The sequence below is a fragment of the Schaalia turicensis genome (genome assembly GCF_019380255.1).
GTDB lineage: Bacteria > Actinomycetota > Actinomycetes > Actinomycetales > Actinomycetaceae > Pauljensenia > Pauljensenia turicensis_A.
Genome location: NZ_CP048928.1, coordinates 787,381 through 802,644 on the forward strand (window position 1 = coordinate 787,381; position 15,264 = coordinate 802,644).

Genomic DNA, 15,264 nt, shown 5'->3' on the forward strand with positions numbered 1-15,264 from the left:
AAGTGCCCTTCAGTCAAAGCTCGGCAACGCATAGCGGTAGACGAGTGGACTCACGCACAATGTGGCAGTTATCTGGCGGATTATCGCCGTGAACCGGCTATGCTTTTTAAAGTAGAAATGTAGCTATCAGGGCTAGAACGCCCACGTTTGAAAAGCGCAACCGCGCAGGAATAGAGGAAGAAGCCATGGCAGAAGAACAAGGATCACGTTTTGATAAGGGTCGTGGTGGATTCCAACGTCGCTCACGGTGGAGCGACCACAATCAATCCCGCGCAAACAACAACCGTCGCGAAGGTGGATACGGCCGTCGCGACGATGACCGCCGTGAAGGCGGATACGCGCGACGTGATAACGATCGGCGTGACGGCGGTTATGGTCGTCGTGATGATAATCGTGGTCGTGGTTTCGATCGTAACAATGATCGGCGTGACGGCGGATACGCGCGACGTGATAACGATCGGCGTGACGGCGGTTATGGTCGTCGTGATGACAATCGTGGTCGTAGCTTTGATCGTAACAATGACCGCCGTGAAGGCGGATATGGGCGTCGTGGTGATGATCGTCGTCAGGGCGGTTATGGGCGTCGCGATGATAATCGTGGTCGTGGTTTCGACCGTAACAACGATCGCCGTGAAGGCGGATACGCACGACGTGATAACGATCGGCGTGACGGCGGTTATGGTCGTCGTGATGACAACCGAGGTCGTGGTTTCGACCGTAACAATGACCGCCGTTCGGGCGGTTTTGACCGTAACAATGAGCGTCGCGGTGGCGATCGCCAGCGCGGTGATCGCATGCCTCCCAGCCATAACCAAGAGCAGTACCAAAACTACGCTTCCACTGACGAGTACGTCTCGCCCAATCCGAATGAGCCCACGATTCCCGCAGGTGTGTCCGCTCAGGAACTTGATGCCGCAGCACTGCGCGCACTTACTACACTTTCCGGCCCGAATAAGGACATCGTTGCCCGCCACCTCGTGATGGCCGGACAGCTGATTGACCTTGATCCGGAACTTGCCTACAAGCATGCTTTAGCAGCATCTGCGCGTGCCGGTCGCGTCGATGTTGTCCGCGAAGCAAGTGCCTTGACCGCATACGCATCCGGTCGCTATGACGAGGCGCTCCGTGAGGTCCGCGCCGTCCGTCGTATGCGCGGTGACAACTCGCTTCGTGCAGTCGAAGCCGATTGTGAACGTGGCCTGGGACGCCCTGAAAAGGCTGTCGAAATCATCGACCAGACTGAAACCAAAGGCATGGAACTGTCTGAGCAAGTCGAACTGATTCTGGTTTCTTCCGGCGCTCGCGCCGATCTTGGCCAGAGCGAAGTTGGTCTGCTCATCGTCGATGATGCGTTGGCTGTACTGCCCGCAGACACGGATCCCTTCCTCCTGCGTCGCTTGAACGAGGTCAAGATTGATCGTCTGCGCGAACTTGGACGCGATGTTGAAGCCGACGAACTCGAATCCCAACTTCCTGAAGAAATCGAAGACCCCGATATCGTTGATATTTCGCTCTATGCGGATGCTGACGTTGACAATAAGCGCACTCAGCTTCGTGCAATGTCAAGACCGCTGGTCGAAGAATTCGATGTTGCCCTCTTTGATCTCGATGGCACCGCATGGAATGGTGATGAGCCGATCGAACATGCAGCTGACGCAGTGAAAGAAGCACGCGAAGCCGGCATGAAGACCGTGTTCGTTACGAATAACGCGATGCGTAGCCCTCGCCAGGTTGCCGACAAACTGAACACGATGGACTTTGAAGCAGATCCGTCGATGGTGATGACCTCCGCCATGGATGTTATTGCTTTGATGAAGGAACGTATCGAAGACGGTTCGAAGGTCTTTGCTATCGGTGGCGACGGTCTTCGCGTTGCACTGACTGAAGCGGGATATGAGCTTGTTGATTCCGCTGATGATGAGCCGGTTGCCGTTGTTCAGGGCCTCGACAAGGACGTGAACTGGGTGCTCATGTCGGAAGGCGCATTTGCCATTCAACGCGGTGCGCGCTTCTTCGCAACGAACCTTGACACAACTCTTCCACAGGAACGTGGCTTTGCTCTTGGCAACGGCTCTCTTGTCGCCGCCATTGAACATGCAACGGGCAAGCGTGCGTTTGCAGCGGGCAAGCCGGAACCGGGTATTTACCAGCGTGCTGCTGCGCTGGTTGGCGGAGAGAAGCCGATCGCTGTTGGCGACCGCCTTGAAACCGACATCCTGGGTGCTATTCGCGCAGGCATGCCGGCAATGCATGTTCTTACCGGTATTCATGACGCACAAGCCATTGTGACGGCTCCTCGCGGCCAGCGCCCCAGCTTCCTTGCCCTCGATATCCGAGGCCTTCAGGAAACTCATCCGCGCGCTAAGCACCACCTGGATAACTCCTGGACCTGTGGCGTCTCTCAGGTTGTCCGCATCGCACGTCACGGTGGAATTTTCGTCGACGATGTTGAACTGGCCGCGGATGAGATCTACACGATTACGCTCGACACCTACCGTGCAATGGCGGCAGCAGGCTGGGATTACTCTGACGAAAACGCCGGAGAGACCCCGCGTTGCCCCAAGCTCACAGTCGTTCCGAACGACGATGAGTCCGGAATCGTTGTTGCGCCGATTGAAATCTTAGAAGACGCAGAAAGCGACGAGGGCTTCACCTCCTCTGACGAACTGCTTGCAGTTCAAGCAGATGAACTTGATGAAGCATTGGAAACTCCTGCGTTCCTTCCCGGCGAAGAAGAACTCGAACGTCTTCTTGCCGAAACTGAAGACGATGACGAAGCGGGCGAAACTCAAGGCGAGTGATGACTAATCTCAGTGACGGTTCTGGGGCGGGCGTGATGCCGCCCCAGAACCGGAGCCTTCGCAATGATGATGCTCACCAGGCTACGAATTCAGGACAGAATGCCCAGTCTGAAACGGTGAGCATCGAAGAACTTGAACGCGAGATCGTTCGTTTGAAAGAACGCGACGTTGTTCTACGCACGCGTCTATCCGGTCCGGAGTTCTTGTGAAACTGCGTCGAATTGATTCGGAGCTTGTGCGCAGGGGATTGGCTCGATCTCGTACCCACGCCCAAGAAATGATCGCTGACCAGCGTGTGAAGCTCGACGGAGAAATCGTTCTGAAGCCCGCACGTCAAATGGATCCTGCACAGGCGATCGTGATCAGCGAGGCACTAGAGATTGAATACGTCTCTCGTGGTGCGCATAAACTGGCCGGTGCCCTAGATATTCTGGGCGATACTGCTCCCACGATTGCGGACACAGTGTGTATGGATGCCGGCGCTTCAACCGGTGGATTCACTGACGTGTTGTTACGCAGGGGAGCCCGCCAGGTGTTTGCCGTTGACGTTGGTTACGGTCAGCTTGCTTGGAAGCTCCAGTCAGATCCTCGTGTCGTCGTGATGGATCGTACCAACGTACGCACGATGAAAGACGGCGATCTGGATCCGAAGCCACAGATCGTTGTTGGCGATATGTCCTTTATTTCACTGACGCTTGTTATCCCGGCTCTCGTTGCAGTTGCAACCGATGACGCTGATTTCCTGCTGATGGTGAAGCCGCAGTTTGAGATCGGCAAAGAACGTCTCGGCCACGGTGGCGTTGTTCGCAACCCGAACCATCACGTGGAAACCGTCGAAAATGTTGCGCTCTGCGCCATCGACAACGGTCTGACAGTCCGCGCAGTCGCAGCTTCGCCTCTTCCGGGGCCTTCTGGGAACGTTGAGTACTTTATCCATATGTCCGCATCTGGCTCAGGCGGAATTGATGCTGATGAGTTACGCTCACGTATCAAAGAGGCAGTGATCGCTGGCCCCGCAGATTCGAAGGGACTTCAATGATTCGTCGCGTCATGCTTGTCTGGCATAAGCATCGTCCTGACGCGCAGACAGCAGCATCGGTCATGATGAGCGAGCTCGACTCTCTTGGCGTAGAGGTCGTCGAAGAAGCGCGCCCAAATTCTGCCGATCTTCTTCTTGCCCTCGGTGGCGATGGAACGATCCTTGCGGCAGCTGAATATGCTCGCCGTTGCGATGTCCCCCTTCTCGGAGTGAACCTCGGCCACATGGGCTTTCTCGCTGAGGCAACCGATCAGGGCTTCGACGAACTGGCACAACGCATCGCGAACGAAGATTTCCATCTGGAAACCCGCATGACGTTGGACGTTGTTGTTCGCCAACCCGATGGGACAGTCATTACTGACTGGGCGTTGAACGAAGCGGTCGTTATCCACACGGATGTTGCCCATCCGGTGCATCTTGCGCTGGCAGTCGACGGACAGGACGTTTCAACGTATGGCGCTGATGGCATTGTTTTGGCGACGCCAACAGGCTCAACCGCATATAGTTTCTCTGCCGGTGGACCAGTTGTATGGCCCGATATGGAGGCGATCGTGATGGCGCCGTTGGCGGCTCATGGATTGTTTACGAGGCCGCTTGTCGTGGGTCCATCTTCCAAGCTTGAAGTGGGCGTGCTCAGTGAAAACTGGACCTCGCCAGAACTATGGTGCGATGGCAAACGACGGAACAGTTTGCCTTCGGGCTCGAGTGTGACCACAACGGTTGGTCAGTGGCCGGTGAGACTTGTCCGTCTTGATGACACTCCATTCTCGACTCGTCTGGTTCAGAAATTTAATCTTCCGACCCGCGGTTGGAGGAACGGACGTAACAGGTCGGTCGGGAAATGATTTCAACGATTGAAATCTCCGGGATCGGTGTGATTGACCGCGCCACTCTTGACTTCGGTGAGGGGCTCACGGTCCTTACCGGCGAGACGGGTGCCGGTAAAACGATGGTGCTCACATCGGTCAATCTTCTATTGGGCTCGCGGGCAGAGCCAGCCTTAGTGCGCGAAGGACGATCTCGCGCGCAAGTCGATGGTGTCTTCATTCTGGATGAGCAACACATAGCTCCTCTGGTCGAAGAGGGAATTGACGTTGAAGATTCGGAGCTGATTGTTTCGCGTACCGTTCTAGCCCAGGGGCGCTCGCGCGCACACGTCGGTGGGCGAATGGTTCCAGCATCGGGGCTTGCCCAGACGGTTGCCCCTCTGATCACAGTGCACGGGCAGGCCGAACAAATGCGTTTAAAAAACCCGAACGCGCAACGTGACCTCGTAGATTCCTACGGCGACCAAGCGCACCAGGATCTGCTGGCCGAATACGAGAAAGCTTGGAAAGAAGCGGTGAACGCCAAGCGTTCTTTCGACGACATTACGAAGAACGCAGATGAGCGTATCCGAGAAACAGAATCGCTAAGCGCAGCTCTTGAAGCGATTGATGCTTTCGACCCTCATGAAGGTGAGGACGAAGAGCTACGACTTGAAGCGCGTCGCCTGATGAGCGTGGAAGACCTCCGTCGGTTTATTGATACTGCAACAGCTTTCATCCGAGGAACTGACGATACAGATGGAGCCTCGAGCCTTCTTCGACACAGTCGCGACCAGATTTCTTGCGCGCGCAGTCTCGACGAGTCGCTCGCGTCTCTTGAACGACAGGCAGAATCGATCGCAATCGATGTTGAGACTCTGGGGGATGACCTGGGAGCCTACGCTCGTAGCCTCGACGCTGACCCCAGTCGTCTTGCATGGGTTCATTCGCGACGCGCTGATCTGAAGAAACTTCTTGAAGGCCGGGCCGATGATGCGACTGGCCTCATTGAATGGGCGCAACGCGCACGTAGGCGTCTTGAAGAGCTTGTGACCAGTGGAAATAATCCTGAGGTCGCCGAAAAGAAACTGAAGGAAGCTCAAGCGCGTGTCCTCGAAGTCGGTTCACGGCTTCACGATTCCCGCGTCCGATGCGGTTGTGAGCTGGCGGAAAAAGTAACGGGGGAGCTGCACGCGCTTGCCATGGCAGACGCGAAGCTTATTTGTATCGTTGAAAAGACAAAACCTACGTCGCATGGCCTCGACGACGTCACTATCCTGCTTCAACCGCACTCGTCGGCCACACCACGCCCACTTGGGCAAGGAGCCTCCGGTGGCGAGCTGTCCCGCATCATGCTGGGACTCGAAGTCGTCTTGGGTGAAAAGAGCACCACGAAGACCTTCATTTTCGACGAAGTTGATGCGGGAATTGGCGGGCAAACGGCGACTGAAGTGGGTGCCCGTTTGAAACGCCTGGCGCAAAACCGGCAGGTTATTGTCGTCACTCACCTCCCGCAGGTCGCTGTCTTCGCCTCGCACCACCTAGTGGTGACGAAGAATGACGGTCTCACCGACGTGCACGTGGTGGAAGGTGAAGCCAGAGAGGCTGAATTAACGCGGATGATGGGTGGAGATGCTCACTCTCCGGCGGCGCGCCGACACGCTATCGAAGTCCTGACTTCAGCCGTGCCACAATCACAGGGATGAGTAGCGAAAAAATCCAGTCCGCTTCAGGCGCGACACAAATCACGGGTATCGTACGCGTTGACAGTCGTGTTCGAAACATTACTGCTCGCATGGAACCCGGTGACATTGCAGTAATCGATCAGGTTGACCTTGATCGTCAAAGCGCGCACGCTCTCGTGTCGCGTGAACCGAAGGCCGTCCTTAATGCCGCGCCTTCGTCGTCAGGTCGCCAACAGGTGCGCGGACCTCGTGTACTTCTCGAAGCAGGAATCATCGTCATCGATGATCTTGGCCCCGACGTGATGTCCCTGCGTGAAGGTGACACCATCACAATCGAAGATGGTCGTGTTCTTCGCGACGATGAAGTCGTATCGACAGGTCGTCTGCTTTCCCTGCGCGATTTGGAAAACGACGAAGTCGAAAGCCGACAGCTCATTTCAACGCAGATCGGTTCATTCGCAGCCTCGATCGAAGAATTCCTTGATCGTGATGGAGGCGTCCTACGAGGTGTTGGCGTTCCGACCTTTAAGAAAGACCTCGAAGGAAAGCCCGTTGTTGTCGTCCTTGACGATTCCCAGACCAAACAACAGCTGAAGAACCTGAAGCGTTGGATCGGCGATGCGTCTCCGATCATCATCGGTGTTGACGGAGGTAGTGATCTGGCGCGTTCTGCCGGGTTTAAACCTCAGATCGTTGTCGGTGACATGGATCAGATCAGCGATAAGGTTCTTCGTGGAGCAGGCCGTAGGATTCTTCGACGCGGTCACGACGGTATCGCTCAAGGAAGCGAACGACTCAACCGCATGGGTCTGCACGCCGACGTTGTCGAAATGTCGGGTTCGTCCGAAGACGTTGCCCTGCTGGTAGCTAAGCATTCGGGCGCCTCGTCGATCGTTCTCGTCGGTGGTCATCACGATCTTGACGATTTCGTTGACCGTGGTCGCTCCGCGATGTCGCCCTCATTCTTTACTCGACTCGTTGCCGGGGATGAACTCGTTCAGGCTCGAGCAGTTGCCGCCAGCCACCGCCCACGACTCTCAGGTTTCTGGATCGTGCTACTGGCGTTGGTGATGATTGGTGGAATCGGTGTTGCTCTCTGGGCGACGCCGTGGGGCAATGATTTGTTCTCATCGATTATTTCGCTTGCGAGCCCGTCCACCCCATTGTCCCCTGACTCTTTGACGAACCTCAACTGAGGAGATACAAAATGATGAATTTCCGTTACCACCTGGTATCGCTGATCGCAGTGTTCGTGGCGCTTTCGATCGGTGTCATCCTCGGTTCTGGTCCGTTGCAGTCCCGAATCTCTGGGGCTCTTGCAGATAAGAATGCAGCATCTTCCGTTGCCGATGCCCAGGCTCTTGCTCAGGCTCAAGCTTTGGCAAGCGCTGAAGCAGCAGGTCTTGATGCGATTGCATCGAACAAGCTTGATGGCACTCTGTCCGGCATGAAGGTAACAACAATTGGTCTGCCCGGAGCTACGGCTGAAGACATTACTACGGTCAGCGATCGCCTGTCCGCCGCTGGCGCCGAGGTAATCGGCCATGTCTCGCTGACGGACAACTTTGATAACGCTGGAATGTCTCAGTACCGTGAGACCCTTTCAAGCCCCCTTTCGAGCCATATGTCTAATCTGCCCTCATCTGCATCGGGCGAAGCAATCATCAGCTTCGGCATCGTTGCAGTCTTGACGACTACGGGTTCTGAAACGGACCTCGTGAAGGAGATTTTGACTGACGATTCCACTCCGATTATGTCGATCGCCACGGATCCGGCCGGAGCAACAGAAGCCATCGTTGTCGTCGGCCCGCGTGCTTCGGCAACTGTTTTAGCTCAGAACTCTGCAGATTCTTCCCAGTCTGGCGTTGTGGAACGTGCTCCTCAGGCGTGGTTGGGTCTTGCTCAGGCGGTTACTTCTGTTCCGAAGTCTGCGGTTATCGTCGCCGATGCTTCGACGGATTCGTCCATGGGACAGGTTCTGCGCACTCAGGGTGCCCAGGTCACGTCAATCGATTCGCCTGGCACGACGCTGTCGGCAATCTCAGCCGTCATCTCCCTGAAGGATGCGTCCGCAACTGCTCGCGCATACGGCGTTCAAAATGGCGCCACTGCGGTTATACCTGAGCTTCCGTGATAGGAGCTATCGTTTCGCCTCAACGTTCGTGACAGCGAGCCACTAGCGCTTCCACCACGTGGCGTTTCCAACTGTGCGGTGCGTATCATCTTGGCCTTCTGAGTCGAGGTGATACGCACCGTTTTGTTATGCTGGAGTCCCATGGTGATGTCTTCAACGCGCGCTATGGGCGCAGATCAAATGGTAACCAAGCAGATTTTTGTTACTGGCGGTGTCGTCAGTTCACTGGGTAAAGGGTTGACCGCTTCAAGTCTTGGTCGTCTTCTTCGTTCTCGTGGTCTTTCTGTTGTTATGCAGAAGCTTGATCCGTACATTAACGTCGATCCGGGCACAATGAACCCCTTCCAGCACGGTGAAGTTTTCGTGACGGAAGATGGTGCTGAGACCGACCTCGATATTGGTCACTACGAGCGTTTCCTTGATGTTGCTCTTTCGGGTGACGCAAACGCGACAACCGGTCAGGTCTACTCGACGGTGATCGCGAAGGAGCGTCGTGGTGAATACCTTGGTGATACCGTCCAGGTTATCCCGCATATTACTGATGAAATTAAACGCGTGATGCGTTCCCAGGCTCGTCCTGATGCCGAAGGCAACACTCCTGACGTGATCATCACGGAAATTGGTGGCACCGTCGGTGATATTGAATCTCAGCCGTTCCTCGAAGCTGCACGTCAAGTGCGCGCCGATCTTGGTCGCGAGAACGTTGCCTTTGTTCACGTTTCGCTGATTCCGTTCCTGCCGGCTGCCGGCGAACTGAAGACGAAGCCGACGCAGCACTCTGTTGCTGCTCTTCGTTCGATCGGTATTGCTCCCGATGCTCTTGTGCTGCGCACGGATCGTCCGCTTCCTGAGGGGATTAAGGGCAAGGTCGCGCTGATGTGCGACGTTGACCGCGATGCCGTCATCGAGTGCAAGGATGTGTCGTCGATTTACGAGGTTCCGCCGACGCTTCACCGTGAGGGACTTGATGCCTACTTGGTTCAACGTCTTGGATTGCAGTTCCGCGATGTTGATTGGACGGAGTGGAATGGCTTGCTCGAGCGGGTTCATTCCCCGAAGTACCGCGTTGAGGTTGCCCTGGTTGGCAAGTACATTGATCTGCACGATGCGTATCTGTCGGTTCAGGAAGCCATCAAGCACGGTGGCTTTGCAAACAATGCTCGCGTTGATATCCGCTGGGTCGCGTCCGATGGTTGCGAGACGCCCGAAGGTGCCAGTCGTGAACTTGCCGGTGTAGATGCGATCTGTGTCCCCGGTGGTTTCGGTGTACGAGGCATCGAAGGCAAGCTTGGTGCCCTGCGCTGGGCACGTGAACACGGCGTTCCTACTCTGGGCCTCTGCCTTGGCTTGCAGTGCATGGTGATTGAAGCATCGCGTAACATGCTGGGTCTGGCTGGCGCTTCTTCGACGGAGATGGATCCCGAGACTTCCGATCCGGTTGTTGCCACGATGGCTGACCAGATGGACATCGTTTCCGGCGAAGGTGATCTTGGCGGCACGATGCGCCTTGGCTCTTACCCTGCAAAACTCACCGAAGGTTCCATTGTTGCTCAGGCGTATGGAACGACCGAGGTGACCGAACGTCACCGTCACCGCTACGAGGTCAACAACGCCTATCGCGATCGCCTTGAAGCGGCGGGCCTGCATATTTCCGGTACTTCGCCCTCGGGTGATCTGGTTGAGTTCGTTGAGCTTGATCGTTCCGTGCACCCGTACTACGTGGCGACCCAGGCTCACCCGGAGTTCAAGTCGCGTCCGACGAACCCGCATCCACTGTTCGCGAGCCTCGTCCACGCTGCCCTGGAACGCCACAAGGGACGCTACTCGTCGAACCAAGACACTCATGTCGTTGAGGAATCGGCGAAATGACCTTGCGTGAAGTTGCGGCCTCTCAGGCGAAGGCCGAAGGCGACACTCCAGCTCAATTCGAGGTCATTGAACACCGTCATCTGTGGGATGGTCGGGTCATCGGGCTTGAAGAGGATGAAGTTCGTCTGATTGAAGACGCTGAACCTGTCCTTCGCCAGTACACCACGCACCCAGGTGCGGTCGCTGTCGTGGCGTTGCGGGGCGAAGCTGGCAACGAAGAGGTACTTCTTGAACGTCAGTATCGTCATCCGGTGCGAGCAAACCTATGGGAAATTCCCGCGGGATTGCTCGATATCGAAGGGGAAGACTATGTCTGTGCCGCCCAGCGAGAACTGGCTGAAGAAGTTGATCTTCAAGCCAATCAATGGGATGTTCTGGTCGACTACTTCACATCGCCGGGAGGATCTGTTGAATCGCTTCGTATCTTCCTCGCGCGTGATCTGGTCGAGCTTGATCAGGAGTTCGAACGTCTGGACGAAGAGGCACTCATGGTGAGTTCCTGGGTGAAGCTTGATGACGCTGTGGACATGATCTTTGCTGGCAAGTTGCACAACCCATCTGCGGTAACTGGAATTCTTGCAACCTGGAATGCGCGAGCACGTGGTTGGAAGAACCTCCGACCTGCGGATTCACCCTGGATGCGCTGAGGAAACGTGTGGCGTTTTTGACACGTCTGAATTTCGATAAGCATATTGTGCGTAAAAGGACGTAGACTCTGACATAGATTCCCATGTGAACAGATGATCGGAGGCCTTGTGGGCGAACAGCTCGATGCGCGAACTCGCGAGCAAGTCCTCGATTTGATCGTCGAAAAAGGACCCGTGACTGCAACCGTCATCGCTCGAATTCTTAAGCTGACTACCGCAGCCGTGCGCAGGCACATCACCATCTTGTTGGATTCGAAAGAAATCATGGAGATGGAACCGGCGCAGTTGCAAAAGCGCGGTCGTGGACGCCCGGCTCGTCACTATGTCGCAACACCGAACGCGCACACGAAGTTGCCTGACGGATATTCCGAGCTAGCTGTCAAAGCCCTCGGTTACCTTGGACAGGTTGGCGGTGGGGAAGCGATTGATTCTTTCGCGGCCTCTCGTTCGCGTGAAATTGAGCGTCGCTATGCGCCTATCGTGCGCGAAGCTGGCTCAGACCCGAAGGTCCGTGCTCAGGCTCTTGCCGATGCACTGACTCAAGACGGTTATGCTGCGACGGTTCGAGACATCGGTAATGGCAATTTTGCTATTCAGCTATGCCAAGGGCACTGTCCTATTCAGGAAGTTGCCGGTGACTACCCGCAGCTCTGCGAGGCAGAAACCCAAGCGTTTAGTCGACTTCTTGATGTTCACATTCAGAGGCTTGCAACTCTTGCCGGCGGTGGTCACGTCTGTACGACTCACATTCCCGTGGGCGCACCCGTGCTTCGTTCGGCTTCACGAGCCACTCGGCGTAAGTAGAGCGTGCTTGAAATTAAGAATGGAAGGTTGACACCACTATGACCCAGTCACCGCAGGTCACTGACCTCGATGACCGTCACATGAGTGATGATGAAATCATCGACTCAATTGGCGCGTATGAGTATGGATGGCGCGATAGCGACGAGTACTCAAAGAATGCTGAATACGGCATTAATGCGGACGTTGTTCGTTCGATCTCGGATCATAAGAATGAGCCGGAGTGGATGCGTGAACGTCGTCTGAAGGCACTTGAAATCTTCGATCGCAAGCCGATGCCCACATGGGGCCCGGATCTTTCGGATATCGACTTCGATACGTTCAAGTACTACGTCAGCCCCACCGACCGTCAGGTGAATGCGTGGGAAGACCTTCCCGAGGAAATTCGCAATACCTACGATCGTCTGGGTATTCCGGACGCTGAAAAGAATCGCCTGGTCTCCGGCGTCGCTGCCCAGTACGAGTCTGAGGTTGTCTACCAGCAGATTCAGGAAGATCTTGAACGCCAGGGTGTCATCTTCCTCGATACCGACACGGGTCTCCGTGAGTATCCAGAAATCTTCCAGGAGTACTTCGGCAAAGCTGTTCCCTCCGGTGACAATAAGTTCTCCGCACTGAACACCGCCGCTTGGTCGGGTGGTTCCTTCGTCTACGTGCCACCAGGCGTTCACGTCGACATCCCGCTTCAGGCCTACTTCCGCATTAACACTGAGGCTCTTGGCCAGTTCGAACGTACGCTGATCATCGCTGATGAGGGCTCCTACGTTCACTACGTCGAAGGGTGCACCGCGCCGATTTATGACGAGAACTCACTGCACTCAGGTGTTATCGAAATCTTCGTCAAGAAGGGTGCACGCGTTCGCTACACGACGATCCAGAACTGGTCGACCAACGTTCTGAACCTCGTGACCCAGCGCGCCATCGTCGAAGAAGGCGGAACTATGGAGTGGGTCGATGGCAACATGGGTGCCGCGATTACCATGAAGTACCCCGCCTGCTTCCTCATGGGCGAGCATGCCCGTGGAGAGACATTGTCCATCGGTTTCGCAGGCCCCGGTCAGCACCAGGACACTGGCGCCAAGATGGTCCACATGGCACCGCACACCTCTTCTTCGATCGTGTCGAAGTCCGTGTCTCGTGGCGGTGGCCGTACCTCGTACCGCGGTCTGGTTCAGATCAACGCCCGCGCACGGCACTCGAAGTCCAACGTCCTGTGCGACGCGCTTCTTGTCGACAAGGTTTCACGTACCGATACCTACCCCTATGTTGACGTCCGAACCGATGACGTCGAAATGGGTCACGAAGCAACCGTTTCGAAGGTGTCGGCAGACCAGCTCTTCTACCTGATGAGCCGTGGCCTTGATGAGAACGAAGCAATGGCAATGATCGTTCGTGGTTTCGTTGAGCCGATCGCGAAGGAACTCCCGATGGAGTACGCGCTCGAACTCAACCGCCTGATCGAACTGCAGATGGAAGGATCCGTCGGCTGATATGACGACACAAGAAGTGATGAATAAAGCGCACTCTCACGGCGGCGTCGAAAAGGGCGGCCACGCCAGCCGCGCAGACCGCCCGGTTTCCTTCGATCTCGATGCAATCCCGACCCCGCACGGTCGCGAAGAAGACTGGCGTTTCACCCCGATGCGTCGCATCGAACGTCTTTTTGAGGTTGAAAACTATGACCAGGGTGATGCCCCGGTCACCGTTGAGGCTCCTGAATGCGTGACAGTTGAACAGGCTGATCGCTCCGATTCTCGCTTGGGTACTGTTCTTGCTCCCGGTGATCGCACAGCGGTTGTCGCATGGAATCAGTATGGTGAGTCGACAATTGTTTCTGTTCCTGCCCAGATGCAGGTCAGCGAACCGATCCGTCTGAACGTTGACGCTGTTGAAGGAACTCGCGCCCAGCACATCTTCGTTGAGGTCGGCGAACTCGCCGAAGCGACGATCATCCTGAACCACCGCGGCTCTGAAGAAGCAGCTGTCAATCAGACCGTCGAAGTGAACGCAGGGGACGGCTCGAAGGTCACCTTCGTTTCAATCCAAGAATGGGATGACACCACACTGCACGCCTCAAACCACCGACTGGCACTGGGCAAGGATGCTTCCCTGACGCACATCGTTGTTACTTTCGGTGGCGACCTGGTCCGTATCTCTTCCGATACTGATTTCCGAGGCCCCGGTGGTGAACTCAACATGCTGGGCCTGTACTTCGTTGACGGCGGTCAGCACCTCGAGCACCGCGTGTTCGTTGACCACTCCCAGCCGAACTGCTACTCGAGAGTCACCTACAAGGGTGCTCTGCAGGGCAACGGCGCACACTCGGTGTGGATTGGCGACTGCCTGATCCGGGAAGTAGCCGACGACACCGACACCTACGAACTGAACCGCAACCTGGTCCTCACCGAGGGCGCCAAGGCCGACTCTGTTCCGAACCTCGAAATTGAAAACGGTGAAATCCGCGGAGCTGGACACGCATCCGCAACCGGCCGTTTCGATGACGAACAGCTCTTCTACCTGATGAGCCGAGGAATCAGCGAACACGAGGCACGTCGTCTTGTTGTCCGTGGTTTCTTCGCCGAGCTCATTAATCAGATTGGTGTGCCCGAGGTGGTTGACCACCTCATGGAGGCCGTCGAGGCCGAACTCGCCAAGTCCCGAACGAACTGACCCTGCGCGCCATGTGGCGCACCAACTATTGCGGCCTCGCGCCGACAAGGAGAAACAATGTCGACTTTGACGATCAAAGATCTGCATGTCACGGTTGAAACCGCTGACGGCCCCAAGGAGATCTTGAAGGGCGTGAATCTGACCATCAAGTCCGGTGAAATCCACGCCATTATGGGGCCGAACGGTTCGGGCAAGTCCACGCTTGCCTATGCACTCGCCGGCCATCCCGAATACACCATCACCCAGGGCGAAGCATGGCTCGACGACAAGCTCATTACTGAGATGAGCGTTGACGAGCGCGCCAAGGCCGGTCTGTTCCTGGCCATGCAGTACCCGGTTGAGGTTGCGGGCGTTTCCGTTTCCAACTTCCTGCGTACCGCTAAGACCGCCATCAACGGTGAAGCACCGCAGATCCGCCAGTGGGTCAAGGACGTGAAGTCCTCTATGGAGCACCTGCGTATGGACAAAGACTTCGCTGAGCGTGACGTCAACGTCGGCTTCTCCGGTGGTGAGAAGAAGCGTCTTGAGATCCTCCAGATGGAACTCCTGCAACCGACCTTCGCAGTCCTGGATGAAACCGACTCCGGCCTGGACGTCGATGCTCTGCGCATCGTGTCTGAGGGTGTGAACCGTGTCCATGACACCACCGGCTGTGGCGTCATGCTGATCACTCACTACACGCGCATTCTTCGCTACATCAAGCCGAGCCACGTTCACGTCTTCGTGAACGGCCACGTTGCCGCCGAAGGTGGCCCCGAGCTTGCTGACCAGCTTGAAGAAGAAGGCTACGACAAGTACCTGGGTCTCTGATC

Annotated in this window: 13 protein-coding genes; all 13 read left to right on the forward strand. The window is 56.1% G+C overall.

The genetic code is table 11. From position 1 onward, the window contains the following. Positions 1-185 precede the first annotated feature (185 nt). The 13 genes from G5S47_RS03330 (at position 186) to sufC (ending at position 15,262) form a co-directional block, all read left to right on the forward strand. Complete coding sequence (locus G5S47_RS03330) at positions 186-2,801, forward strand: HAD-IIA family hydrolase (RefSeq protein WP_257878496.1); 2,616 nt, start codon at positions 186-188, stop codon at positions 2,799-2,801. Further along, positions 2,801-3,010 carry a hypothetical protein gene (locus G5S47_RS03335; protein ID WP_006680936.1) on the forward strand — a complete coding sequence of 70 codons (210 nt, stop codon included), beginning with the start codon at positions 2,801-2,803 and terminating at the stop codon, positions 3,008-3,010. The genes G5S47_RS03330 and G5S47_RS03335 overlap by 1 nt, the downstream gene beginning before the upstream one ends. Next, positions 3,007-3,840, forward strand: a complete 834-nt coding sequence (locus tag G5S47_RS03340) for a TlyA family RNA methyltransferase (protein ID WP_006680937.1) — start codon at positions 3,007-3,009, stop codon at positions 3,838-3,840. Before G5S47_RS03335 ends, G5S47_RS03340 begins: the two co-directional genes overlap by 4 nt. Further along, complete coding sequence (locus G5S47_RS03345; protein ID WP_219585819.1) at positions 3,837-4,685, forward strand: NAD kinase; 849 nt, start codon at positions 3,837-3,839, stop codon at positions 4,683-4,685. Before G5S47_RS03340 ends, G5S47_RS03345 begins: the two co-directional genes overlap by 4 nt. Further along, the gene (gene recN / locus G5S47_RS03350) at positions 4,682-6,352 is read left to right on the forward strand and encodes a DNA repair protein RecN (protein WP_006680939.1); all 1,671 of its coding nucleotides are present in this window, start codon (positions 4,682-4,684) and stop codon (positions 6,350-6,352) included. The genes G5S47_RS03345 and recN overlap by 4 nt, the downstream gene beginning before the upstream one ends. After that, positions 6,349-7,527 carry a putative cytokinetic ring protein SteA gene (steA, locus tag G5S47_RS03355; protein ID WP_006680940.1) on the forward strand — a complete coding sequence of 393 codons (1,179 nt, stop codon included), beginning with the start codon at positions 6,349-6,351 and terminating at the stop codon, positions 7,525-7,527. Before recN ends, steA begins: the two co-directional genes overlap by 4 nt. Positions 7,528-7,538: 11 nt before the next feature. Beyond that, positions 7,539-8,465, forward strand: a complete 927-nt coding sequence (locus G5S47_RS03360; RefSeq protein ID WP_006680941.1) for a copper transporter — start codon at positions 7,539-7,541, stop codon at positions 8,463-8,465. Between the two features lie 147 nt (positions 8,466-8,612). Then, positions 8,613-10,334, forward strand: a complete 1,722-nt coding sequence (gene pyrG / locus G5S47_RS03365) for a CTP synthase (protein ID WP_006680942.1) — start codon at positions 8,613-8,615, stop codon at positions 10,332-10,334. Then, the gene (locus G5S47_RS03370) at positions 10,331-10,981 is read left to right on the forward strand and encodes an NUDIX domain-containing protein (RefSeq protein WP_006680943.1); all 651 of its coding nucleotides are present in this window, start codon (positions 10,331-10,333) and stop codon (positions 10,979-10,981) included. The genes pyrG and G5S47_RS03370 overlap by 4 nt, the downstream gene beginning before the upstream one ends. A 93-nt stretch (positions 10,982-11,074) precedes the next feature. Continuing rightward, positions 11,075-11,785, forward strand: coding sequence for a helix-turn-helix transcriptional regulator (locus tag G5S47_RS03375; RefSeq protein WP_243440772.1), 711 nt, complete (start codon positions 11,075-11,077; stop codon positions 11,783-11,785). A 38-nt stretch (positions 11,786-11,823) separates the two neighbouring features. Continuing rightward, positions 11,824-13,272: a Fe-S cluster assembly protein SufB gene (sufB, locus tag G5S47_RS03380; protein ID WP_006680945.1), complete on the forward strand. Its 1,449-nt coding sequence runs from the start codon at positions 11,824-11,826 to the stop codon at positions 13,270-13,272. Position 13,273: 1 nt separating this feature from the next. Continuing rightward, positions 13,274-14,452, forward strand: a complete 1,179-nt coding sequence (gene sufD / locus G5S47_RS03385; protein WP_219585820.1) for a Fe-S cluster assembly protein SufD — start codon at positions 13,274-13,276, stop codon at positions 14,450-14,452. Between the two features lie 57 nt (positions 14,453-14,509). Beyond that, a complete protein-coding gene (sufC, locus tag G5S47_RS03390) occupies positions 14,510-15,262 on the forward strand; it encodes a Fe-S cluster assembly ATPase SufC (RefSeq protein ID WP_195224306.1) in 753 nt (250 codons plus the stop codon). The last annotated feature ends 2 nt before the right edge of the window (positions 15,263-15,264 follow it).

Excerpts from the sequence above, each read along its gene's own strand:
- G5S47_RS03330 (WP_257878496.1), top strand. The coding sequence starts at position 186 with ATGGCAGAAGAACAAGGATCACGTTTTGATAAGGGTCGTGGTGGATTC.
- pyrG (WP_006680942.1), top strand. The coding sequence starts at position 8,613 with ATGTCTTCAACGCGCGCTATGGGCGCAGATCAAATGGTAACCAAGCAG.
- recN (WP_006680939.1), top strand. The coding sequence starts at position 4,682 with ATGATTTCAACGATTGAAATCTCCGGGATCGGTGTGATTGACCGCGCC.
- sufC (WP_195224306.1), top strand. The coding sequence starts at position 14,510 with ATGTCGACTTTGACGATCAAAGATCTGCATGTCACGGTTGAAACCGCT.
- G5S47_RS03360 (WP_006680941.1), top strand. The coding sequence starts at position 7,539 with ATGATGAATTTCCGTTACCACCTGGTATCGCTGATCGCAGTGTTCGTG.
- G5S47_RS03345 (WP_219585819.1), top strand. The coding sequence starts at position 3,837 with ATGATTCGTCGCGTCATGCTTGTCTGGCATAAGCATCGTCCTGACGCG.
- sufB (WP_006680945.1), top strand. The coding sequence starts at position 11,824 with ATGACCCAGTCACCGCAGGTCACTGACCTCGATGACCGTCACATGAGT.
- steA (WP_006680940.1), top strand. The coding sequence starts at position 6,349 with ATGAGTAGCGAAAAAATCCAGTCCGCTTCAGGCGCGACACAAATCACG.
- G5S47_RS03370 (WP_006680943.1), top strand. The coding sequence starts at position 10,331 with ATGACCTTGCGTGAAGTTGCGGCCTCTCAGGCGAAGGCCGAAGGCGAC.
- G5S47_RS03335 (WP_006680936.1), top strand. The coding sequence starts at position 2,801 with ATGACTAATCTCAGTGACGGTTCTGGGGCGGGCGTGATGCCGCCCCAG.
- G5S47_RS03375 (WP_243440772.1), top strand. The coding sequence starts at position 11,075 with ATGATCGGAGGCCTTGTGGGCGAACAGCTCGATGCGCGAACTCGCGAG.
- sufD (WP_219585820.1), top strand. The coding sequence starts at position 13,274 with ATGACGACACAAGAAGTGATGAATAAAGCGCACTCTCACGGCGGCGTC.